This is a genomic window from Ekhidna sp. (assembly GCF_040220215.1).
Classification (GTDB): Bacteria; Bacteroidota; Bacteroidia; order Cytophagales; family Cyclobacteriaceae; genus Ekhidna.
Map to the genome: position 1 here is coordinate 30937 of NZ_JAVJTR010000005.1, position 21994 is coordinate 52930.

Annotated in this window: 17 protein-coding genes; 7 read left to right on the forward strand and 10 right to left on the reverse strand. The window is 40.7% G+C overall.

Translation table 11 applies throughout. From position 1 onward, the window contains the following. Window positions 1-15: 15 nt before the first annotated feature. On the reverse strand, window positions 16-1545 hold the full coding sequence (gene dnaB, locus RIC88_RS00640; protein WP_350215490.1) for a replicative DNA helicase: 1530 nt from the start codon (window positions 1543-1545) through the stop codon (window positions 16-18). Between the two features lie 194 nt (window positions 1546-1739). On the opposite strand from dnaB, the gene RIC88_RS00645 reads away from it, so the two are divergent. The 3 genes from RIC88_RS00645 (at window position 1740) to RIC88_RS00655 (ending at window position 4227) form a co-directional block, all read left to right on the forward strand. Then, the gene (locus tag RIC88_RS00645; RefSeq protein ID WP_350215491.1) at window positions 1740-2543 is read left to right on the forward strand and encodes an exonuclease domain-containing protein; all 804 of its coding nucleotides are present in this window, start codon (window positions 1740-1742) and stop codon (window positions 2541-2543) included. A gap of 164 nt (window positions 2544-2707) precedes the next feature. After that, window positions 2708-3796 (forward strand): potassium channel family protein, encoded by a 1089-nt coding sequence (locus RIC88_RS00650; RefSeq protein WP_350215492.1) that lies wholly within the window; start codon window positions 2708-2710, stop codon window positions 3794-3796. Then, a complete protein-coding gene (locus tag RIC88_RS00655; protein ID WP_350215493.1) occupies window positions 3793-4227 on the forward strand; it encodes a hypothetical protein in 435 nt (144 codons plus the stop codon). Before RIC88_RS00650 ends, RIC88_RS00655 begins: the two co-directional genes overlap by 4 nt. Window positions 4228-4271: 44 nt before the next feature. Here RIC88_RS00655 and RIC88_RS00660 read toward each other — a convergent pair whose 3' ends face one another. Beyond that, window positions 4272-4898: a GOLPH3/VPS74 family protein gene (locus tag RIC88_RS00660; RefSeq protein WP_350215494.1), complete on the reverse strand. Its 627-nt coding sequence runs from the start codon at window positions 4896-4898 to the stop codon at window positions 4272-4274. A gap of 81 nt (window positions 4899-4979) precedes the next feature. Then, window positions 4980-6260, reverse strand: coding sequence for a cation:proton antiporter (locus RIC88_RS00665; RefSeq protein ID WP_350215495.1), 1281 nt, complete (start codon window positions 6258-6260; stop codon window positions 4980-4982). Between the two features lie 131 nt (window positions 6261-6391). Between RIC88_RS00665 and RIC88_RS00670 the strand changes: the two genes are divergently transcribed. After that, window positions 6392-7717 (forward strand): D-alanyl-D-alanine carboxypeptidase, encoded by a 1326-nt coding sequence (locus RIC88_RS00670; protein ID WP_350215496.1) that lies wholly within the window; start codon window positions 6392-6394, stop codon window positions 7715-7717. On the opposite strand, the gene RIC88_RS00675 is transcribed toward RIC88_RS00670, so the two are convergent. From RIC88_RS00675 to RIC88_RS00690, 4 genes are all read right to left on the reverse strand, one after another. Continuing rightward, window positions 7711-8340 carry a hypothetical protein gene (locus tag RIC88_RS00675; protein WP_350215497.1) on the reverse strand — a complete coding sequence of 210 codons (630 nt, stop codon included), beginning with the start codon at window positions 8338-8340 and terminating at the stop codon, window positions 7711-7713. The two genes, RIC88_RS00670 and RIC88_RS00675, sit on opposite strands and share 7 nt — an antisense overlap. 60 nt (window positions 8341-8400) lie before the next feature. Further along, a complete protein-coding gene (locus RIC88_RS00680; RefSeq protein ID WP_350215498.1) occupies window positions 8401-9777 on the reverse strand; it encodes a TolC family protein in 1377 nt (458 codons plus the stop codon). 244 nt (window positions 9778-10021) lie between these two features. Then, window positions 10022-13225, reverse strand: coding sequence for an efflux RND transporter permease subunit (locus RIC88_RS00685; RefSeq protein ID WP_350215499.1), 3204 nt, complete (start codon window positions 13223-13225; stop codon window positions 10022-10024). 11 nt (window positions 13226-13236) lie between these two features. Beyond that, window positions 13237-14433: an efflux RND transporter periplasmic adaptor subunit gene (locus RIC88_RS00690; protein ID WP_350215500.1), complete on the reverse strand. Its 1197-nt coding sequence runs from the start codon at window positions 14431-14433 to the stop codon at window positions 13237-13239. Window positions 14434-14563: 130 nt separating this feature from the next. On the opposite strand from RIC88_RS00690, the gene msrB reads away from it, so the two are divergent. Beyond that, window positions 14564-14959 carry a peptide-methionine (R)-S-oxide reductase MsrB gene (gene msrB, locus RIC88_RS00695; protein ID WP_350215501.1) on the forward strand — a complete coding sequence of 132 codons (396 nt, stop codon included), beginning with the start codon at window positions 14564-14566 and terminating at the stop codon, window positions 14957-14959. Here the strand turns inward: msrB and RIC88_RS00700 are convergent. Further along, the gene (locus RIC88_RS00700) at window positions 14956-15567 is read right to left on the reverse strand and encodes a hypothetical protein (RefSeq protein ID WP_350215502.1); all 612 of its coding nucleotides are present in this window, start codon (window positions 15565-15567) and stop codon (window positions 14956-14958) included. The genes msrB and RIC88_RS00700 overlap by 4 nt on opposite strands. 164 nt (window positions 15568-15731) lie before the next feature. Here RIC88_RS00700 and RIC88_RS00705 point away from each other — a divergent pair, with 164 nt between their 5' ends. Beyond that, entirely contained in the window at window positions 15732-18842 is a 3111-nt protein-coding gene (locus RIC88_RS00705) for a WD40/YVTN/BNR-like repeat-containing protein (RefSeq protein WP_350215503.1), read from the forward strand. Window positions 18843-18988: 146 nt separating this feature from the next. On the opposite strand, the gene RIC88_RS00710 is transcribed toward RIC88_RS00705, so the two are convergent. Both RIC88_RS00710 and RIC88_RS00715 read right to left on the reverse strand, forming a co-directional pair. Continuing rightward, entirely contained in the window at window positions 18989-20032 is a 1044-nt protein-coding gene (locus tag RIC88_RS00710; RefSeq protein ID WP_350215504.1) for an SO2930 family diheme c-type cytochrome, read from the reverse strand. Then, window positions 20029-21249 carry a parallel beta-helix domain-containing protein gene (locus RIC88_RS00715; protein WP_350215505.1) on the reverse strand — a complete coding sequence of 407 codons (1221 nt, stop codon included), beginning with the start codon at window positions 21247-21249 and terminating at the stop codon, window positions 20029-20031. Before RIC88_RS00715 ends, RIC88_RS00710 begins: the two co-directional genes overlap by 4 nt. Before the next feature lie 262 nt (window positions 21250-21511). Here RIC88_RS00715 and RIC88_RS00720 point away from each other — a divergent pair, with 262 nt between their 5' ends. Next, window positions 21512-21991, forward strand: a complete 480-nt coding sequence (locus tag RIC88_RS00720; RefSeq protein WP_350215506.1) for a hypothetical protein — start codon at window positions 21512-21514, stop codon at window positions 21989-21991. Window positions 21992-21994: the final 3 nt, after the last annotated feature.

Genomic DNA, 21994 nt, shown 5'->3' on the forward strand with positions numbered 1-21994 from the left:
CTTTTAATTAGAAATTTAGAATGGCGCATCATCCTCTTCCTGCTCATCACCGCCGTTTGCCTTGCTTGGCAAAGTAATGGTGAAATCAGAATTGGACGGGGATGATGGGAATGACCCAAAGCCACCGCCCTGATCTCCGTCCCAGTCGGTAAACTTGGTGAACTTGCCGATAAACTTCAGGTTGACCGTATCCAGTGATCCGTTTCTGTGCTTGGCAATGATCACCTCTCCAAGTCCTTTAAGTGGCATACCGGATTCGTCTGTATCCAGTCCATAATATTCCGGACGATACAAGAACATTACCATATCCGCATCCTGCTCGATTGATCCAGACTCCCTCAAATCAGAAAGCTGTGGTCGCTTATCTCCACCTCTGGTTTCCACTGCTCTGCTCAATTGAGATAGTGCAAGTACCGGTACGTTGAGTTCTTTGGCAATTCCTTTCAGGGCTCTAGAAATCGAAGCAATTTCCTGCTCCCTGTTTCCCATGCCCTTGCTGCTGTCACCACTCATCAACTGCAAGTAGTCAATGATAATCAGTTTTACACCATGTTGTGCGGCAAGTCTTCGACATTTAGCTCGAAGCTCCAGAATGCTCAAAGCAGGAGTATCATCAATGAAGATCGGAGCTTCGGAAAGTTTACGCGTCTTGTGAATCATCTGCTCCCACTCATAGTCAGCCAAATCTCCTTTCTTGATTTTTTCACTAGGAAGTTCGGCCTCTGCTGAGATCAATCGATTAACAAGCTGGACTGATGACATCTCAAGAGAGAAGATGGCAACTGGCGTATTAAAATCAATGGCTGCATTTCTTAGCGCAGAAACTACAAATGCCGTTTTACCCATACCCGGACGTGCAGCTATGATCACCAAATCTGAAGGTTGCCATCCGGAGGTGACCCTGTCCAGCGCAGAGAACCCACTCGGCACACCTGTAAGACCATCTTTCCTGTCTTTTCGAATCTGAATTTCATCAATGGCCTGATGCATCAATGAACTCATCTTGTCGTAGTTTTTTCTGATATGGGATTCAGACACATCAAACAATGACTGCTCTGCACGATCCAGTAATTTGAATACATCAATGGTGTCCTCATATGCGTCTTTTTGGATCTCTGATGATATCCTTATCAACTCACGCTTAATCGACTGCTCAGCAATGATCCTAGCATGGTACTCAATGTTGGCTGCTGAGTTTACCTTGGTGGTAAGCTCTGCAACGAAGTGCGCACCTCCAACCACTTCCAACTTGGCCACTTTGCGAAGCTGATGAGTTACCGTCTTTATATCGATTGGTTGGCTGTCGTTGAAGAGATCGACTATGGCTGCATAGATCTCTTGATGAGCGTCTTTATAAAAACTCTTGGAATGAAGAATGTCAATCACATTCGATAGTGCATCACGCTCAAGCATAAGTGCTCCAAGCACCGCTTCTTCAATCTCAACTGCCTGTGGTGGTAGCTTGCCTAAATGTTCTGATAATGTGGAGAGGCCAATACGACGGCTTTTGGTAGATGTAGTTAGTGATTGTTTAGCTCCTTCCATTAGGTTTCGTTTCTGTGTTAGATTGGCTCTACAAACTTAAGTTGTTAACGTTCATTGAGTCGGAAAAAGTCTCATATGTTTATCTTCAATATTCCCACAAGTTTTCCACACCAACCTATTAACTTCTAACTTCTAACTCACAGCTCCTAACTTCTTTCTACTATCTTTGATCGCTCACCTTTAAAAGCAACATTTTGTTCAAACTCAATCTAAAAAACCCGCTGGTAGTATTTGATTTAGAAACCACCGGAACAAATATTTCTCAGGATCGCATCGTGGAGATGGCGATGGTGAAAGTGATGCCAGATGGCACAGTGGAAGAAAAGTGTAGGAAGATCAACCCAACCATACCTATTCCACATGAGACCAGCCTGATACACGGCATTTATGACGAAGATGTAAAAGACGAGCCTACGTTTGCTCAAGTAGCCAAATCACTGGCGCAATACTTGGAAGGGTGCGATTTATCTGGGTTTAATGTACTTGGTTTTGATGTGCCAATGTTAGTAGAAGAGTTCTTAAGAGCTAATGTTGATTTCGATACGGAACAACGAAAGATCGTTGATGCACAGAAAATTTTTCATCTGATGGAAAAACGGAATCTCTCTGCGGCTTTAAAGTTCTATTGTGGCAAAGAACTTGAGAATGCCCATAGCGCTTTAGCAGATACCAAAGCCACTTATGAGGTATTGGTTGCTCAAATTGAGAAATACGAAGGTCAGGAAGCCTTTGACTCGCTGGGAAAAAAGTTAGCCACTATTGAGAATGACATGGGCATGCTCCACGACCTAACCACCTCTACAAGGGTTGATTTTGCAGGCAGGATGATTTATAAGGATGGGATGGAAGTTTTCAACTTTGGGAAACACCGGGGAAAACCTGTCATGGAGATTTTGCAGAAAGAGCCCAGTTTCTATGATTGGATGATGAAGGGGGATTTTCCATTGGATACGAAACGAAAACTGACGAAGATAAAACTAAGAGGTTTTAATCAATAGCCTGGATATAATAAGAAAGTGTTTGTAGGCGCATGAAGATTCACTAATTATTAGTCAATAAGTGGATTATCTCACTATATTAGAAAGTGAAATATAAATTCATCCCAAAAACTACTGAGTCAAAAAACCTCATTTATATGTTATATTTGACTTTTACCTAGCCTATGTCTACAAGCTTTAAAAAGAACGCTAGCCTACGCCTATTTCTTCTCATTGTCCTGGTCATAGCTGTTTATCTGCTATTGGTGGCTGCATTGGTATATGTAGAAAAAGACAGTGATCAATCTGCGTTAAATAATTATTCGAATGCTATTTGGTATTCATTGGTGACCCTGACAACCGTGGGCTATGGCGATATTTTCCCAGCCACCATTTGGGGTCGGTATATTTCGATGATTTTCATTCTTACTAGTATTGGTATTTTCGGTATTTTAATTGGACAACTTACTACGCTTATGACAACAATAAAAGAAAACAAGAAGCTGGGTTATTCCGGAACAAGCTTTAGTGGTCACGCTGTAATTATTGGATGGAATGAATTTGGATGGCATGTGGTAGACCAACTGGTAGGTGTGGGACGACAAGTTGCTGTTGTGACGAACAAGAAAGATGATGTTGATCTCATCAGGGAAAAATATAACTCCAAAAATGTATTTGTGCTCTTTTGTGATTACAATAATCATGAATTAATTAAACGATCGAATATTGAAGAAGCCGCGATCGTGTTTGTCAATATGATGGATGATACGGATAAGCTGGTGTATGTACTCAACCTGAAAAAGGTATTCCCTGAAACCGAATTTGTGGTGACGCTGGAAAATGGTGATCTAAAGAATACATTTCTGGCAGCAGGGGTAAGCAACACCATTTCCACACAGGAAATTTCCTCAAAATTATTGGCTTCATACATGTTTGAGCCGGATGTTGCTACCTACAGCGAATCAATACTTTCTTATGCAAAATCTGACAGTGATTATGACATTAAGCAGTTGCTTATTACACCAAATAATCCTTACAATGGCAAGGCATACCAGGATGTATTTTTTGACTTGAAGAAACGCTACAATTCAGTTCTGATTGGTATTACCAAAAGGGATAAGTTTGGTCATAAGAAGTTAATCAAAAATCCACTTGGTGATTTAAAAGTGCATACCGGTGATTATTTGATTATTATTCTAAACGGTAAAGCATTTAAGTTATTGAAGCGTGTATTCAATGTAGAAGAGGGAATGGTAAAGGACAGAAGGAAATGAAAAAACTATTACTGATAGGTTCAATTTTGGTTTTCGCTGCATGTGAAAACCGGGACATCAACGAGGGGGAAGAGTTTAGGCCCAGGGCAGTCAATGATAATTTTGATGACACTCACTTTACCAAAATAAAGGTAGATGGAGTAGAATATATCATGACTGAGCGTGATAACAATAACCCCCATGAAGGCTTTGGTTTTATGGCTTTTCGTGCCAACAAGCTAATGGAGAAGCAGGATACAATCATTTCCTACCTGAAAGCGTTGCAGTTTTTTCAAAACAAACTATATGCTAGGATGTATGGAATTTCTCAACAGGCTGGTCAGACAGAATTTGATTCTATATTTCTGGAGTTTTTGAAACTTGAAACCAGGGAATTAGAAGAGCTGGAAAGGGAGGATTTGGTAAACACCAATAATAAAAAAGAGGAATAACCCGTATTCCTCTTTTTGTTTTTTCTAAGAAAATATTTTACTAATTAACTGAAAAATTCTTTTAGCTGGCGAAGTGCATGAGCAAGCTGCTCGTCTATATCTGATCTCTCAATAATTTCCTTGCCTACTTTCTCAGCATCAATTAGCTCATCTTTGTCTTTAAAAACTTCGGATAAAATGTTGCAGTAGTCTATTAAAGAATATAAGACAGTGAAGGCTGGTGAAGGCTTGGCACTCTTAAATACAATAGCTTTCAGGTTATTTCTTATTTCCTGCTCAAATGCGTAGTTCGCATTGTCCATCCGGTCTGAAAGTGGAATCCAAAGCAATTTGGTTTCTTCCTTTTTTAGAATTCCACGTTGAGCAAGAAGCGAGTTCAAGTCTTCCTGGATATCCTTAAACTTTCCTGAAAGTGTTTTGATCTGATCCAATATAGACGGCCCTGTCAGAAGCTTTTTCAGAACATTGTCCAAAATGCCGTTTCCTGTACCGATGGTATCAACTACAGAAATATTACCACCATCCAGCTTTATTTTTTTCAAAAGGTACAGTTCAAGAATACAGGCAGAGATAACCCCTGGTACCACAGTCTTTTCAGCTGCAGCTAATATTCGTCCTTCTTCGTCATCTAAAGCGATCAGATAAAATCCCTCAGCGATACTTAGTTTCATAGTTGGTTATTTATGTAAAAATGCATTGTTTCTCAAAAAGCGAATTTCATAAATTTTACTTAAACGAGAACAGCCCAAAGATTATTTTTTCAATAATGACCCAATGGTCATCCCCTGAACCAATATTGAGAACACCACAACGCAATAGGTTGTGAAGAGAATGGTGTCTTTTACAGCATCAGGAAAAGCAATATCTGTTAGTGATAGAGCCAATGCAACTGAAATACCTCCACGTAATCCTCCCCATGTTAAAATTTGAATGGTTTTAGGTTCAAAGGTTCTAAATGGCCGCATGGCAGTTATTGGGATACTTACTCCCAGGAATCTTGCGAATAGTACTATCACAATACCGATACCTCCAATGGCTAGATTGCTCATGGTAAATGATTCAGCAATTACCAGCATTTCAAGACCAATAAGAATGAAGAGAATCGCATTCAGGGCTTCATCAAGTAAATGCCAGAATTTAAAGACGTACTCTCCGGTGGCATTGGCTAGTTTCTCATCCCTCCCTTGATTTCCAATGAATAGTCCCATTACCACCATAGCTAATGGAGCCGATACATGCAGCATATTAGACAGCCTTCCGCCCACCATCACCAAGGTGAGTGTAACAAGCACCTCCAACTCTACATGATCATTATCTATAAAGTTAAGTAGCTTAAAACCAACAAATCCAAAAACAGCGCCTAACAAAAGTCCTCCAAATACTTCTACACTAAACAGCATCGCTACACTTGCAGCTGTAATCTCTCCTGCTCCGTGACCGCCAGCTTCATGAATACCAGCTTGTGCTTTTGCAATTCCCAGAATAGTTAAGAAGATTACTACCCCTACTCCATCATTGAATAAGGATTCCCCAGCAATCTTGATTTCCAATTTTTTCGAAAGTCCATATTGTTTGGTTAGAGCCAAAACCGCAATTGGATCCGTTGGGGATATCAACGCCCCGAATAACAAGCAATAGATCAAGTCAATTTCATATCCTACCAGAGGGAAAATGTAATAAACTAAAAACCCTACAAGGAAGGTGGACATTAAAGTACCTATGGTAGCCAGGATGACAACCGGAACCCGTTCCTCTATTAGCTTATTTAAATTCGTAGATAGTGCCCCTGCAAATAACAGAAAGTTCAGCATCACATTCATAAGCACTTCTTCAAAGTCAAACTCGGCTATGATATGTTCTGCTCCTTCCGTTACCGAAGGAAAAAAGTAGCCTAAGATCAAAATGGATACGGACATAACCAGGGCTATGAACATTAATCCAATAGTAGATGGGAGCTTTAATACGGTAATGTTTATTAACGTAAAAGCGGCGGCCATAAAAATCAGGAGTGTGATTAGTTCTAATATACTCATTGGTTAAGTAGTAGAAGTTTCTTTTGGTTTAGATTAGTGATAGCAAAATAAATAAATTAGGAATACGAAAAAAATAGTGCTCCACGAGCGGAAAAATAGCTTTAAAAAAGCTCACTTCACTAATAAAAACCATGATTAAGTATTTTTCCTTATCATCACTCAAGAGAAATCCTTACACCAGCTTCCTTTTATTTATCCTGCTGAGCTCATGTGCAAGCGTAAAGCAACTGGCTGTCGAAACTGATGTAACACGGCTCCTGAATCAGTCAGAGGTGTTTTCCAATCAATTCACAGGCTTCAGTTTATACGATATCGAATCCGGTCAATTCATCGCAAGCCACAATTCAACTTTGAAATTTACACCGGCTTCCAACACAAAGCTTTTGACCATGTATGTGGCCTTAAAAAGCTTTTCAGATTCAATTCCTTCCCTTCTTTATAGTAAAAAAGATTCTAATCTTTATGTAAGACCCTTGGGTGATCCCTCTTTTCTGTATCATCCATTTGAAAATCAACGATCCTATGATTTCTTAAAAAAATCTGGCAATATATCGGTTTGCTGGCCTGAAACTGAACCCAGGCTTTTCGGTTCCGGCTGGGCATGGGACGATTACATCTACAACTTCCAGCCTCAACGTGCATGGTGGCCTGTGTATGGCAATACGGTTAGTATCAGAAAAGTAAATGATACCTTAACCATTACTCCTTCGTTTTTTGAGGATTATGTAGAGGTATTGAATCAGACTCGACCCGGTGAGCTTGTGGATCGAGAACTAAAATTCAATGTTTTTAAAGCTTATCTGGAAAGTGATACGTCTAATTTTGAACGAATCATTCCTTTCGAATACTCACAGGAATTGTTGCTTGAATTGCTTCGTGATACCTTAAAAGGTAAGGTGAATCTACATGAGGGATTGATGGTTTTTAGTGACACACTGTATTCACAACCAATTGATTCAATGCTGATACAAATGTTAAAACCAAGCGATAATTTCCTTGCTGAGCAGCTCCTGTTAATGGCAGCCGGGTGGCATGGGTTTGAGGAGGTAAAGCCATTTATAAAGCAAGTGAGAGATACCTGGTTGCTTAATCTGACCGACATGGTCTGGGTGGACGGATCGGGGTTGTCCCGGTATAACCTGATTGCCCCGGTTGACCAGGTGAGGTTGTTAAAAACATGCTATGATGAATTTGGTTGGGAAAGAATGACTATCCTCTTGCCAACAGGAGGAGAAGGGACACTGGAAGAACTTTATCTACCGAGCGAGGAAGAAACTCCATTTATCTACGCCAAAACAGGCACATTAAGCAATAACCATAACCTCAGTGGCTACTTGGTTACCAAATCAGGAAAGCGAATGATTTTCTCTTTTATGAATAATCACTACACCAGATCTACAGAAGAGGTGAAAAGGTCTATGGAACAGTTCTTAAATGAGGTTAGAAACTCTTACTGACTATATGCCACATCTAAATCTTCCAACTCCATTAATATTCCATCAAGGATCACGATCATATCATCCTTGTCTGCATAGTAATTGGATGTGACGCTGTTAATATCAGAGAAAATCTGTACTTCATACTCCTTCTTGTTCCCCTTCGCAAAATCTAGTGCATTTCGAAGGTTGGCAATGGCTAGTTCCAGCGCTTTCATAGCTTGTGGACGTTTTTCCTGCTCTATAAATGCTTTTGCATGTTCTATTTCATAATAAATCAATGCATTCAAAGCAATAACACTATTTATATTAAGACTGTCGGAATGGAAAAGACCTGAATCCATCATCGACTCCACTCGCTTTAAAGCATTTAAACCTGTAGTTAAATGCTTCTTGCTTGCTCCGGAAGCATTGTTTTTTAAATACTCGATGGAGCGAACAGCTTCTCGCATATGCAACAAACTACGGGAATGTACTTTATCAGTTAGATAAATATGGGCATTCTGTAACGCATAGCCCGGTATAGATGCATGCGAACTGATTGCTACGGGAGAACCCTCAGCTTTGATAAAGCCAACAATATGAAAGGCAATAATTGACCCTGCTAAAACGGCAAGGTAAACCGGTAATTTTCTAAATGACATATTACCTAACCTAACAATGAATTAGGTAAAAAGTGCATTTAAATCTAAAAATGCGTGTTTTTACGGATTGTACTCTCGTATTAAACCACCGGTCAGTCGCATCAAAGTCACCTTGGAATCAATCAAATTATAGATGGCCTGTAGCTCCAGAATAGCCGCTGACAGATAGTTGTTTTGAACGTCTCTGTAATCAAATGAATTGATCGAACCATTCTTGAACTTTTCCTCTGAGTTTTGAAGATTGACCTGAGCGGCCTCTCTCCTACGCTGATTTATAGCTAAAAGCTGTTTTCTCACCAGGTACTGATCATATGCTGTTGCCAGATCACGCTCCACATTTTTCTTAAGTTGATCAATCCTTATATTTCCAATGTCTTCCTGAACAATGGCGTTTCGAATCGCTCTGTTAATTCGATTGCCATCAAAAAGGGTGAAGCTTAGAGTGAAGTTAGCAAAGTAGTTTCCTGTTTTTGAAATCAAAGGTTCAGGTGGATTCTGATAGTTGGTGTTTGGGCCCTCGTACCTGGCATCTGTCAGATCGTTTACATTTCTGTTCCAGTTGTATCCACCATTCAGGGATAAAGTAGGATATCTTGCTGCCTGTTGTAAATCGGTATTTGTTTTCAAAATGGTCTGAGAAAGGTATATAGACTTTAAATCAACATTTTGATTAAATGCAGCTTGCGTCAGGTCACCATATTCATAGGTGAAATCTTCGATCATCAGCGAATCTGTTAGAACATACTTTTGATTGATGTTTTCCTGAACTAACAGTAGATTCAAATTTCGAAATGCATTATTCAAAGCCAATTGCTGATTTAGCACAGTAGCAGAATCTGTCAGGTAGTTGTTCTCTTCTAGCAACTTATCAGAAGTAACTGCACCTCCCAGGTCGTACTTCGCCTGAATGTAGTCGAACTTATCTGATGATAGATTTAATTGCTTTTGAAACTCCTCCAATCGCTGCTGCTCCATAACAGCTATATAATATCCAAGGATGATCGATTGAATGGTATTTGCCACCACTACATCCGCATTTTGTTCTGATTCAGCCTGCAGTTGCTCCAGCCTTCTTTTGCTTATTATAGCACGGTTACCTTGAAAGATATTCCATGTCACCGTTACTCCGGGCGTTACTCCGAAGTTCTGCTGATTATTCAACTCAAACCCTGGAAATAACTGACCTCCAAAGAACTGATTATCAGACTGCTGGTTTCGTACGGAGTTCTGACTCTGAACATTCAGATTTACTGTAGGAAGTCTACCAGCCTCACCCCAGCTATTGTTGTTTTCAGCCACCTGCACATTCTTCTCTTCTATTCGGATACCATAATTTCGTTCCAATCCTATTTGAATGGCATCTGAAAGTGAAAGTTGTTCTTGTGCTTGTACTTCAAGCGTTAAAAAAACTATTAGCAGTAATGATAAATATTTCATAATCCTTTAGACCCGAACATATTCAGGGTGATAATTTCAAAAAATTCAAATTCAAATAAATAGGTCATCCTTTGGTTTTTTTTGCACTTCAGCAATTAGACCAGAGGTAACAAAAGAAAAGCCGTCACTTCGAACACAGTGAGAAGTCCCCATAGAAATCCATGTAAAAATCTGGAGACCTCTCCATTTTGTCGAGGTGACGTGGTTGTATTTTTCTTTTGTTACCGGCAACTTGTTTCAGAATCTACGCTGATTCTTTATATTCTTCCATCCTACGCTCATCGATGAGCACCCGTTCCACATCCTCCCGTGTTGGTTTTTCTCCTGTCCATAGCCACTTCGCATACCTACGTAAATCATTTGCAATCAAAATAAACACAGGGAAGAAAAGCAGTATGATGATAGTACCGAATAGCACTCCATAAGCTACAGAGATGGCCATAGGTATAAGAAACTGTGCCTGAAAGCTGGTTTCCTTAATCAACGGGTAAAGACCCAACACGGTCGTTAGCGAAGTGAGCATAATAGGCCTGAACCTGGCTATACCGGCATTATATGCAGCCTGGTAAACCGATTGTCCATCATCTTTCACCAAAGAATTGAACTTGGATAGGAATACTACCGCATCATTGATAATTACACCCATGAGTGCAATCATACCCCATAAGCTAAGCATAGAAACTGGTTTTGGCGTAGCGCTTATCCAGGTTTCAATACCATGACCTAAGATTCCGGACATCCAGCCAAGTGGTACCATCAGAATGATGAGGATTGCCTGATATACGGAGCGGAAATTGATCATCAATATGAATAAGATCACAATAAAGGCTCCAAGGAAATAGGTACCCATCTCACCGGCTGACCTTGATCTTTCTTCTGCCTGTCCCCCATAATCAACCTTGACTGTTGGAAATTTCACCAACATCTTAGGTACAATATCATTTTCAACTTTTTCGAGGATCACATTAGCATCACCAAATGGATCTACCATATCAGCCTCCACAGTAACCGAACGTGAAGCTTCGTAATGCTTAATTCCTGAAACACCTCGATTGATTTCATAGTCAGCAAGCTGTGTGAGGGGATATTCACGATCTCCATCTTTTATTTTCACAGACTCCAGTTGATCAATACTCTTCCGATCTTCCTTTGGATAGCGAACCCAAACCCTGATCTCATCATTCCCTTTCATGAATCGTTGCACTTCTTCACCAAAGAATCCTTGTCGCAACTGCTGTGTAATGTCCGTGTTACTTAGGCCTAAAAAATACGCCTGTGAAAGTAGATCTAACTGCACTTCTCTATTTCCAATCGGAATGTCATCCGTTACATCTTTAAGTGCCGGTAGTTGATCTAATTCTGATATCAAATAATCTTTAGCTTCTGCCAGCTCTTCGTAATTCTTGCCCAGAATCCTTACTGAAACTGGCTTACCCCATCGGCTTCTTCCTCCGATCGCAAACTTTTCAGCTTCAGGAACAGGACCAATCTCAGCTCTCAATTTGTCGATGATGTCGTATTGATTGAGGTCAAATTCATCTAACTCTTCATGGAATATATTCACAAAACCAGTGTGGGAACCTGACTCAAAAGACGAACTACCAATACTGGTAAACGTGTTTCTTACAATATCCTTTTCAGTACCAGTCTCCTCCTTCAATTTTTCATTTACCCGCCAGACAGCTTCATCAAATCGCTTTAAATATCCTTCTACTTTATCTTCTCGTTCACCGGGCTTGAATGCTATTTCCACATTTACACTGTTAAAGGCAATTGGTGGGAACAAGGTGGATGGGATAATCCCTCCACGCATCATACCTACTATAATCATTACAAAAGCGACCACAATCGAAACAGAGACTGCACGATATTTCATGGTGAATTTCAGCGCCTGTCCATAGACTTTGATCCTTAAATAATCGATGATACCATTCAGGAATGATCTGATTTTAAAGCTTCGGGTATCTTCCTTTTTAATTGATAGTACATTTTTACTGGAAAGGTGGGCCGGAAGGACAAAAAAGGCTTCTATCAGTGAGAAACCAAGACTAAAGATGACGACAATTGCCATGTCCTTCAGCATCTCAAAACCACCTGTGAGCAGCAATAGCGGCGTGAATGCTACCATAGTTGTTAATATCGAAGTAAATACGGCAGGAACTACCTCCAATGTGCCCTGTACTGCTGCTTTGATTGGATTGCCATGTTTTTCAAAGTGTGAATAAATATTCTCAGCAATTACAATTCCATCATCCACCAGAATACCGATCACCAAAATCATCCCGAATAATGAAATCATGTTGATTGTTAGACCTACGAATGTGCCTAAAATGAACATTCCAAGGAATGATGAAGGGATACCCCATGCTACCCAGAAAGAAAGCCTTAAACTAAGAAACAGTCCTAATGAAATCAGTACAAGCGTAAGTCCCATTAGACCATTTGAAGTCAGCATGTCCAATCGTTGATTCAACATCGACATAAAGTCCCAGGTCATGGTCAGCTGAACCGCACTGTTCTTTTCATTAAACTCCTCAACATAGTTATTGACAACTAAAGAAATCTGCTCCAAATCTTCTCGCTCAAGTCTCCTTACTTCTATGAAAACTGCTCTTTTTCCACTTAAGAATGATTTATTCGGTTGATCCGCAAACTTTTCCTCGATGGTAGCAATGTCTCTTAATAGTAAATTCTGGCCATTATTATTACTTCGGATAACAATATCCCCGATCTTGTCTGCATCAGTGTCCTTGGCCCTGGCCCTGATTAGAATTTCTTCTGTACTGGTCTTAACGGAACCGGCAGAAACGTCACGGTTATTAACCCTAACCGCATTTGCCACTTCTGTAAATGTGAGATTGTATCTTCTCAAAACATCTTCTGCCACCTCAATAGAAATCTCCAGCTGAGGAAAACCTGAAATACCAACCTGAGAAATGACTCCTGTTGCTAATAATTCATCCTCTACACCTTCCGCAAACTGCTTTAGGGTATTCAGGTCAACATCACCCGTTAGGGCAAGCCACTGAGCAGTGGTTCTTGACTTCTGCTTAACTATGATTGGTTTCTCAGCTCCGGCAGGGAAGGAACTGATTCCATCTACGGAGTTTTTCACATCCGTGTAAAGCTCATCAATGTCATACCCATCAATTTTCTGAACATTGATGCTCGCAAAGTTTTCTGAAGAAGTAGACGTCACCTGATAAATACCCACAACCCCTTTCAGAGCCTCTTCAATTTTCAATGTTACCCCCTCTTCCATCTCATCAGGAGATGCGCCCGGGTAGGAAACTGATACGGTAATATTCTTATCTTCCAGAGTCGGGAAAAATGATTTCTTGGTGTTTATCATACTTACCACACCACCAATAAGCGTGAGGGCTATCAGGATATTTGCAAGTATTGGATACTTGACGAAGTACTCAATTAAACTTTTGACGAAACTCATGACTTAATTCTTTAGTTAGTTGATGCCTGTTTCCCTGCCGTCCCAAGCTGTACTTCTTTGCTTTCTCCTGTCTCCAGATCAATATCTGTTACTTCCCTTTTAAAAGCTTTCATGTTATTATAAGCTCCCAATAGTGGCTCTACAACCAATTGTTCGCCTGGCTTCAGTCCATTGAAGATGGCATCTTCTTCCGAAAGGCGAATCACATTGATACTCTTCTTCTTCAGCAAACTGTCCTGTAGTACAAATACTTCATTTCCGTTATAAATCGCATTTCTTGGCATGATCATGCCATCTTTTACCGTCCGTGCAGGAATGGATGCCTGAAAGAACTGACCATCATAAATTTTCTGACCATTTGGAAAAATGGAAACAAAGACATCTACTGACTGAGTGTTTTGATTAACATAATCGCTGATACGGGTCACCTCTCCTTTCCAGTACTGTTGTGATTCTTTTGAAAAAATCTCCACCGGCGAACCAACCTGTATCCATGCAATATCTCGCGTTTCTACAGCGGCTTTCATTTCATAAATTCCGGAGCGTAGGATTTTTCCTATGCGAGTGCCGGGGTTGACAAAAGAGCCAGATTGAATGGCTACTTCCATAATGCTACCTGAGAAAGGTGCATGATACCGATGCTTTTCCAATCTTACTTCAGCACTCTTAATTGAATAGTAGGCAGAATAGATTCCTTTAGTCGCCAAGAAAGTTTTCTCCTTTGAGGTCTTTGTTTCGGGAAGTTCAGGAAAAGGGTTGTTAATATTCAACCCATCAAAATAAGCTTGCCAGCTGTCATAGTTGGTGCTGAAATCAATCTTAAGGTCAGGTAATATTCCAGCCAGATCACGAAGGAAATTGCTCTTTTGACTCTTCAGTGTCAGCGCTGCTTCTTCATCGTCAATTTTATAAATTAACTGTCCTTTATTAAAGGATTCGCCTTCTTTTAGCCGCACATTCCCTTGTGACATTCTACCAGATACTTCGGATATCAAATCCAGCACCTGTGCATTTTCAACCCGGCCAAAGGTGATCACATCTGTTTTTAGATCACTGTATTTTACAGCAGTCGTAGTAACGTACTTTTTAGCCTGAGGAGGCTTTCTTATTTGCGGTTCTTCCTTAAGGGTCGCCAGGTATTCATTTAAGCCATATGAACCAGCAACGATTACAACAGCTATTACAATAATTATTTGTCTCTTCTTCATTAGTTGTCCTTTTCGGAAAGGTTTCGAACTTTCTAATGCAAAATTGACTTACTTAGTTGCGTTTATCTGAAAATATTTGATGAGTGGGTCAATACGATCATAAACAGTAGAATAGCTAATCCAAAAAACCATGGAAAAAATCAATAAATCGGAAGAGGAATGGAAAAGAAAACTCAGCGAAGAACAGTATCACATTCTGAGGGAAAAAGGAACCGAAAGACCATGGACTGGTGCCCTGCTTGAAAATAAGGATAAGGGCATATATGAATGTGCTGCATGCGGAAATGCACTCTACTCTTCAGAAACAAAATATGATTCAGGTTCTGGCTGGCCGAGCTTCTATGATCCTATCTCGGCAAATGCAATAGATTTCGCAAAGGATAAATCTTTCGGTATGACCAGAACGGAAGTTAAGTGTGCAAAATGTGGAAGTCATCTGGGTCATATTTTTCCGGATGGTCCGGAACCCAGTGGTCAGCGATACTGCATGAACTCAGGCGCTTTGAATTTTAAAAAGAAAGATTAGGCTACTGTATTAAGTTTGGTGATACGCACAAAATTTTCATCTATCATCCATAGAAAATGAGGGGCAATGTTTACCACAACACCATTAAGCATAGACTTTACAAAAAATCCGGTCTTATTCTGCTCATTTTCATTTTCCAGGTAAGCGTTTACCAACTCACCTTTCATATTTCGAATGATCGGTACCTCACCGGTGACCTCCACACCTAAGAATTCAGAAAGAGCAGCGATAGACATATTGGCAATCAGATTTTCAATTTCCGCCATAAAATCATTTCGCATCATTTTGTGATGTGAAGACCTGGAATAGGTGATATCATCCGGAAGGTTCACCTGATTGATCAAATCCATTTCATGACTGTTGATCACGAAATAAAAAGCTCCATTTATTTCGCCTCTAAAAGCAACTTTCATTAGGTTCACTTTGAACCTTCCCAAGTCATCAAATTCATGTAAAGGCTTCAGGTATCCTTCTCCATATTGGATCAATTTAGGATTAACCCTAATCCTTAGCATCTGCTCCATGGATTTGGCAGCCTTTTTCAAAGATTCAGAAATCATCTCTTCAATGATTTCCTTATGTATTTCAGACAAACTCCCTCTACTCACGCTGATTCAACTGATTTTTTTACCAAAATTATCAAAAGATAAAATTAAAAATGCAGGAAAAGTTCCGCACCACCACCCACACGATTAAATAACCTCTAGTGTAGGTTACTGTTAATCTAGAAGATACGAAATCATTAACTTCAAACAAACTAAAACCTAAACGTATGAAGAAGATATTACTAGCTATTGTGGTTATGGCTTTCATTGCTTTTGAAGGTGAATCACAAAAAAGGAAGGGAAACTCATCTAACACACCAACATATAGTAAAGACCTATATGAAGGAATGCAGTGGCGAAATATTGGCCCATTCAGAGGAGGTCGATCTGCAGCTGTCACAGGTGTGCCTGGAAAAACTAATTTGTTTTACATGGGCACCACAGGTGGTGGTGTGTGGAGAACGAAAGATGGTGGTCAAACCTGGGAGAACATTTCAGATGGATATTTTGGTGGATCGATTGGAGCAGTGGCAGTAAGTGAGTGGGACAATAATGTGATCTATGTTGGGGGTGGGGAAAAGACCGTCAGAGGCAATGTATCATCCGGCTGGGGCATGTGGAAATCAGTAGATGCCGGTACCACCTGGCAGGAAGTTGGATTGAAGAATTCCAGACACATAGCGCGAGTCAGAATACACCCTAAAAATCCAGATTTAGTGTATGCAGCAGTCATGGGTGACCTTTACAAATCAAGTAGTGAGCGTGGGGTTTACAGGAGTAAAGATGGTGGTCAAAACTGGGAAAGAGTTCTGTTTTCCAATGCAGATGCTGGGGCGGTTGATCTGACTTTTGACCCCAACAACCCTCGTATTCTTTATGCATCAACCTGGAGAATCAGACGTACCCCATACAGCTTAGAAAGCGGTGGTGACGGATCAGGACTATGGAAAAGTACCGACGGAGGAGACACCTGGGCCAACATCTCTAAAAACGAAGGCTTACCAGGTGGAATCTGGGGTATTTCCGGAGTGTCTGTCTCACCTATGAATTCCAATAGAGTATGGGCAATCATTGAAAACAATGATGGTGGCGTTTACCGCTCTGATGATGCCGGTAAAACCTGGAGACTTGTAAACAAAGAGAGAAAACTAAGACAAAGAGCGTGGTACTATACCCGAATTTACGCAGATACTCAGGATGAAGATGGTGTATATGTTTTGAACGTACAATACCACAAATCAACTGATGGTGGAAAAACATACCAAACCTACAACGCACCTCACGGTGATCATCATGATTTATGGATAGCACCGGAAAACAATCAACGCATGATAATCGGTGATGATGGTGGTGCACAGGTATCTTTTGATGCCGGGGAGAATTGGTCTACCTATCATAATCAGCCAACTTCTCAATTTTATAGAGTCACGACGGATGATTCGTTCCCTTACAGAATCTACGGTGCACAACAGGATAACTCCACTGTGCGGATTGACCATCGATCCGGAGGCAGGTTTATAGACGAAGATGACTGGGAGTCGACAGCTGGTGGAGAAAGTGCACATATTGCTCCTGATCCAGATAACAATGAAATTGTATATGGAGGAAGCTATGATGGATTTTTAACCAGGGTAGATCATGAAAATGAGCAGATTCGAGCAGTAAACGTGTGGCCGGACAATCCGATGGGACATGGTGCTGAAGGATTCAAGTACAGATTCCAATGGAACTTCCCTATCTTCTTCTCACCTCATAATTCTGACAAGCTGTATACGGCTTCTAACCAACTTCATGTCACAACCAATGAAGGGCAGACCTGGGAAGTAATCAGCCCTGACCTTACCAGAAATGATCCAAGTAAACTAGGTCCATCAGGTGGGCCTATTACAAAAGATAACACAAGTGTAGAGTATTACTGTACCATTTTCGCGGCGGTAGAATCCTATCACGAAGAGGGTGTGATCTGGACCGGATCAGATGATGGATTGGTGCACGTGACCAGGGATGGTGGAGAAAATTGGACAAATGTGACTCCATCGGGTATGCCGGAATGGATGATGATTAATAGCGTTGAAATAGATCCCTTTAACAAAGGTGGATTGTACATCGCAGGTACGAAATACAAATCCGGAGATTTTGCCCCTTATTTGTATAAAACAGAGGATTACGGGCAAACCTGGAAGAAGATCACCAATGGGATTGCACCTGAACATTTCACTCGGGTAGTCAGGGCAGATCCAAACCAGAAAGGATTGCTGTATGCCGGAACCGAAGCAGGAATGTATATTTCCTTCAACGATGGAGCTAGTTGGCAGCCATTCCAGCTGAACCTACCTATTGTTCCGATTACAGATTTGGCAATCAAAGGCAACAATCTGATTGCTGCCACACAGGGAAGAAGTTTCTGGATCATTGATGACCTTACTCCTCTCTATCAACTAAACGAGGCAAACGGTAAATCTCATCATTTATACAAACCAATGGATAGCTATCGACTAGGTGGTGGAAATGGTAGAACATCCAAGACTGCCGGCACGAATCATCCGGGGGGCGTTTTGGTCAATTACTTTGTAAAGGACACTTTGAGTACCGATACTATATCCATTAGCTTTCATGAAGCAGACGGTGATTTAATCAAATCATTTTCCACTCATCCTGATAAAGATGCAAATGAGGAAAAGCTTGCAATTAAACCTGGATTCAACACCATGAACTGGAATATGGAATATCCCGGTGCAAAAACTTTTGACGGAATGATTTTATGGTGGGCCAGCACCGGTGGACCAACAGCAACACCTGGTGAATACAAAGTGAGAATGACAGTGAATGGTAATGAGTCTGTCCGAGATTTTAAGCTGCTGGCTGACCCGAGAAGCGAGTCAACGCAGGCAGATTATCAGGCACAATTTGATTTCCTTATTAAAGTCAGAGATAAACTTACAGAAACACATGAGGCGATCATCAACATCAGAAAAGCAAAAGCTCAAATCAGTGATGTAATGAAGAAGGCAGAAAATGACAGTATCTCAAAACTTGGAAAAGAGATAATCAAAGAGATGTCTGAGATTGAAAAGGCGCTTTACCAGACGAAGAATGAAAGTGGGCAGGATCCACTTAACTTCCCTATTCGTCTGAACAACAAGCTTGGACATTTAGGCTCTCTTATGGGCGTGGGTAATTATCGACCGACAGATTCAGCGTTGGAGTTTTATGATGAAGTGACAACCATGATTGATGAACAACTTGACATGCTGAATTCCATTTTTGAAAACCGAATAGTGGAGTTTAATAATGAAGTGAAAGAAGCTGAGGTTGATGCTGTTAAATTGGATGAGTAGAATCTAATAGCCTATAAAAGGTTGCTTCAAAAAAGCTTACTGTATAGGTGCCATTCTGAATTTATTTCAGAATCTATCCTGATTTTTAAGGTAGATCCTGAAACAAGTTCAGGATGACATTAAAGAGGTTTTGAAGCAATCTTTTATTATTCCATCTCACTTATCCACTCACGAATTAACTCCACTCCTTCTCTGTGAGTCATCTTCCTTCCTAATTCTGGCATCATCTCGCCTGGTTCCAATGATTCAATACGATGTACAAGAATGGATTGATCCGGATTGCCTGGAACAATGCTGTACTTTAATCCACCAGACCCCTTACCTGCTGCAATAGGTGGCTTATTTACACCCAGTCGATAAGGATCGGTTTGTGATGCTAGTAGATACAGTCCGGAGTTTTTAGCCGGACCTTCCCTCCTGTGGCAATGGGCACAATTGACCTCCAGCCATGCACGTGCCCGATCATCTAATGGTGCCTGTTTATTATCATAATTGGCCAGTTGAGGATATCCAACATTCTCGGGCACATCTAACCAACCTTTTTTAATCCAGTTTGAAAGTTGATTGTCTCTGTTTAACTGTCTCGCCGAAGGACCGATAGGCACAAGATCACCTCCTAAATCATGGCAGCTTTTACATTGAGGTTGTGATGGGATATAATAGTTAATTCGTTGTAGCTGGCCACTAACATCCGTCCATTCCACCGGAACTTTTTCTCCAAGAATTACACGCTTAGCATCCGTTTGCTCATTATCCCATTTATAGACAATTGCCTTCCATTCTTTCTCTTCATGAATTATCAACCTGGTTTCAATAATTCTTCGATCAGCTTCAGCTTTCCGGAAATCGCCTGGGTAATAAAAGTTCTTGATTAGAATAGTCCCTTTAGGAAAATTCAAAACCTCTTGCTCATGATATGTTATTATTTCACCCTCCGGCAGCTTGATGAACCGAGCTTTAAATGCATAGTCAGAAAATAACGCAGAATTGATTTTATAAGGAAAAGTACGCTCACCTTTAGGTTCAAGATTCTTAAGCGGCTCTTCAAACAGTTGCCATTCGCTGAGATACTTCGGATAGTTTGATATTTCCTTTACGCCCAAACTCACCTCTTCTATTTCGATTGGCTTCTTCTGTGGTGAAGAGCAGGAAATAAAAAACAAAAAGACTATGACAGTATAGTACTTCATTGAAATATCGGCTCTATAACTCCTACCTGACAGTCGTACATATTCCATTGGGTGGTGCGACCCTCGAAATCATTAGCAGCATCAATGTTGGCAAAGTTGAACTCACCATTATTTTGTAGGCACATCACAAATTCCTCTCCTTCCGGCATGATGCCATCCATTGCAAAATCCGGCAGATTGAAGGTGAAATATCTTAGGAAGAGTAGGCCGAAATCATTCTCAAAGGTTGGAAACCAATGTTTGTTCTTGAACTCGTTATCGTGGAAGTAGACATAGTTCGGATACGGATCATATGCCTCGTTGATCTTTGCATTGGCAGAATCAAGTTGCGAACCTTCCTCCGCTCCTAAAGCCTCCACCAATACATAGCTGGCAAGAGCAGTCCCGATCGTTCTGTTGTGATGAATGCGGTTATTAAATACCTCGATATTTCGTGTGGCCATCATCATAATTCCGGTACCCGGTGGAACAACAGCTACTACATTTCCCTCCGGCGCAAAATTTTCATGGTTGTTACTAATAACATTATTATCATACACACGAGTAGTATGCCCACTTTGAGTCAATCCAGGCATATCGAAAATCAGAATTCCACCGGTATTGTCATGCGCATTGTTGCCATATATCTCCACCCATCTACTGTTCTCACTTTCAATACCAGCAACATTGTGATAGACTTCATTGTTTCTAATGATCACACTGTCCGATTGTCCTACATAGATTCCGGCATCTGATGAACCAATAGCTATGCTATTCTCAACAATCACATTTTTACATAGCACCGGATAAAAGGCATAAGCGCCATTTTCTTGGCTCGGTTCGCCGGTCCATTCAGATTTCACATTTGTAAATCGAATGCCATATGTATCAGTGATCTTAATATTATCACCCAAAGCATCTTGTATGGTAAAATCCTGAAATATAAGGTTTTTGCAGTTTGCAGCACGGATACCTTCAGCTCCACTTTCCTGCATTTTAAAAGAAAGAATGGTTTTATCCATTCCGGCACCCTGAAAAATAACATCACTTACACCATCCAAAATAAGTGGATTTTTGAACATGAAATTTCCTTCCGGTATGGTGATGGTATCTCCATCCTGTGCCTGGATCATCCATGTTTGCAAGTCAGCTTCGATGGACTTCCACTGGATAGGCTCCTCAGCGGGTGAGCCGCATGCAAAAACGATTGCTAAAAAGAGAATAGGAATGTATTTCATACGCTGGATTTTGCGGAATAAATTTAATGGTTTTTGAGAGTACTTTTTAACTGACCTGCTGGCTTAAAATACTTGTTCTATTCTGGCGTCATGCCGAACCTGCCATTGTCGGCAGACAGGCTTGTTCCAGCATCTTCCTTCAAAGCATGAGACTTCCGAAGTTTTAAAAAACTTTGGAAGTCTGATTCAGCCCTCCGTTTTTGTAGAATTACATCATTGATTTGAATGAATCCATTTCCAATCAATACTTTTACTGTCGATTATGGAAAAAATTCAAATAGACATATTGCCCGGAGTTGGTCTTGGGAAACTGAAATTTGGTATGAATAGGGATGAGGTTAAATCAATTCTTGGTGAACCCGATCACCAGGAAATCACCCACTATAGCGAAGATGAATCTGACCAAAGTGACGCCTGGGAATACCACCCACTTCGACTCGACCTAAGCTTTGAGGAGGCAGAAGACTGGCGCCTGACCATTCTGTCAGTTTCTTCAGAGGATTATTTGTTTAAGGGATCATCATTAATTGGGCTGAGTCAGGATGAACTCATGGACGAACTGGAAATGCTGGGAGTAAAAGACCTGGAAATTGAAGATATGTCATCAGAAGACCACCCTGCTCAAACGATGATAGCATCTGAAAGTTTCGGTATGAATTTCTGGCTTCACAAAGACATCCTGGAGGAAATTCAATGGGGACCACTTTTTGCAGATGAGCAAACAATAAAGTGGCCTGAATAATCA

Coding starts and splice junctions, on each gene's coding strand:
- RIC88_RS00670 (WP_350215496.1), top strand. CDS start 6,392: ATGATTAAGTATTTTTCCTTATCATCACTCAAGAGAAATCCTTACACC.
- RIC88_RS00675 (WP_350215497.1), bottom strand. CDS start 8,340: ATGTCATTTAGAAAATTACCGGTTTACCTTGCCGTTTTAGCAGGGTCA.
- RIC88_RS00660 (WP_350215494.1), bottom strand. CDS start 4,898: ATGAAACTAAGTATCGCTGAGGGATTTTATCTGATCGCTTTAGATGAC.
- RIC88_RS00680 (WP_350215498.1), bottom strand. CDS start 9,777: ATGAAATATTTATCATTACTGCTAATAGTTTTTTTAACGCTTGAAGTA.
- RIC88_RS00720 (WP_350215506.1), top strand. CDS start 21,512: ATGGAAAAAATTCAAATAGACATATTGCCCGGAGTTGGTCTTGGGAAA.
- RIC88_RS00650 (WP_350215492.1), top strand. CDS start 2,708: ATGTCTACAAGCTTTAAAAAGAACGCTAGCCTACGCCTATTTCTTCTC.
- RIC88_RS00685 (WP_350215499.1), bottom strand. CDS start 13,225: ATGAGTTTCGTCAAAAGTTTAATTGAGTACTTCGTCAAGTATCCAATA.
- dnaB (WP_350215490.1), bottom strand. CDS start 1,545: ATGGAAGGAGCTAAACAATCACTAACTACATCTACCAAAAGCCGTCGT.
- RIC88_RS00715 (WP_350215505.1), bottom strand. CDS start 21,249: ATGAAATACATTCCTATTCTCTTTTTAGCAATCGTTTTTGCATGCGGC.
- RIC88_RS00655 (WP_350215493.1), top strand. CDS start 3,793: ATGAAAAAACTATTACTGATAGGTTCAATTTTGGTTTTCGCTGCATGT.
- RIC88_RS00705 (WP_350215503.1), top strand. CDS start 15,732: ATGAAGAAGATATTACTAGCTATTGTGGTTATGGCTTTCATTGCTTTT.
- msrB (WP_350215501.1), top strand. CDS start 14,564: ATGGAAAAAATCAATAAATCGGAAGAGGAATGGAAAAGAAAACTCAGC.
- RIC88_RS00665 (WP_350215495.1), bottom strand. CDS start 6,260: ATGAGTATATTAGAACTAATCACACTCCTGATTTTTATGGCCGCCGCT.
- RIC88_RS00690 (WP_350215500.1), bottom strand. CDS start 14,433: ATGAAGAAGAGACAAATAATTATTGTAATAGCTGTTGTAATCGTTGCT.
- RIC88_RS00710 (WP_350215504.1), bottom strand. CDS start 20,032: ATGAAGTACTATACTGTCATAGTCTTTTTGTTTTTTATTTCCTGCTCT.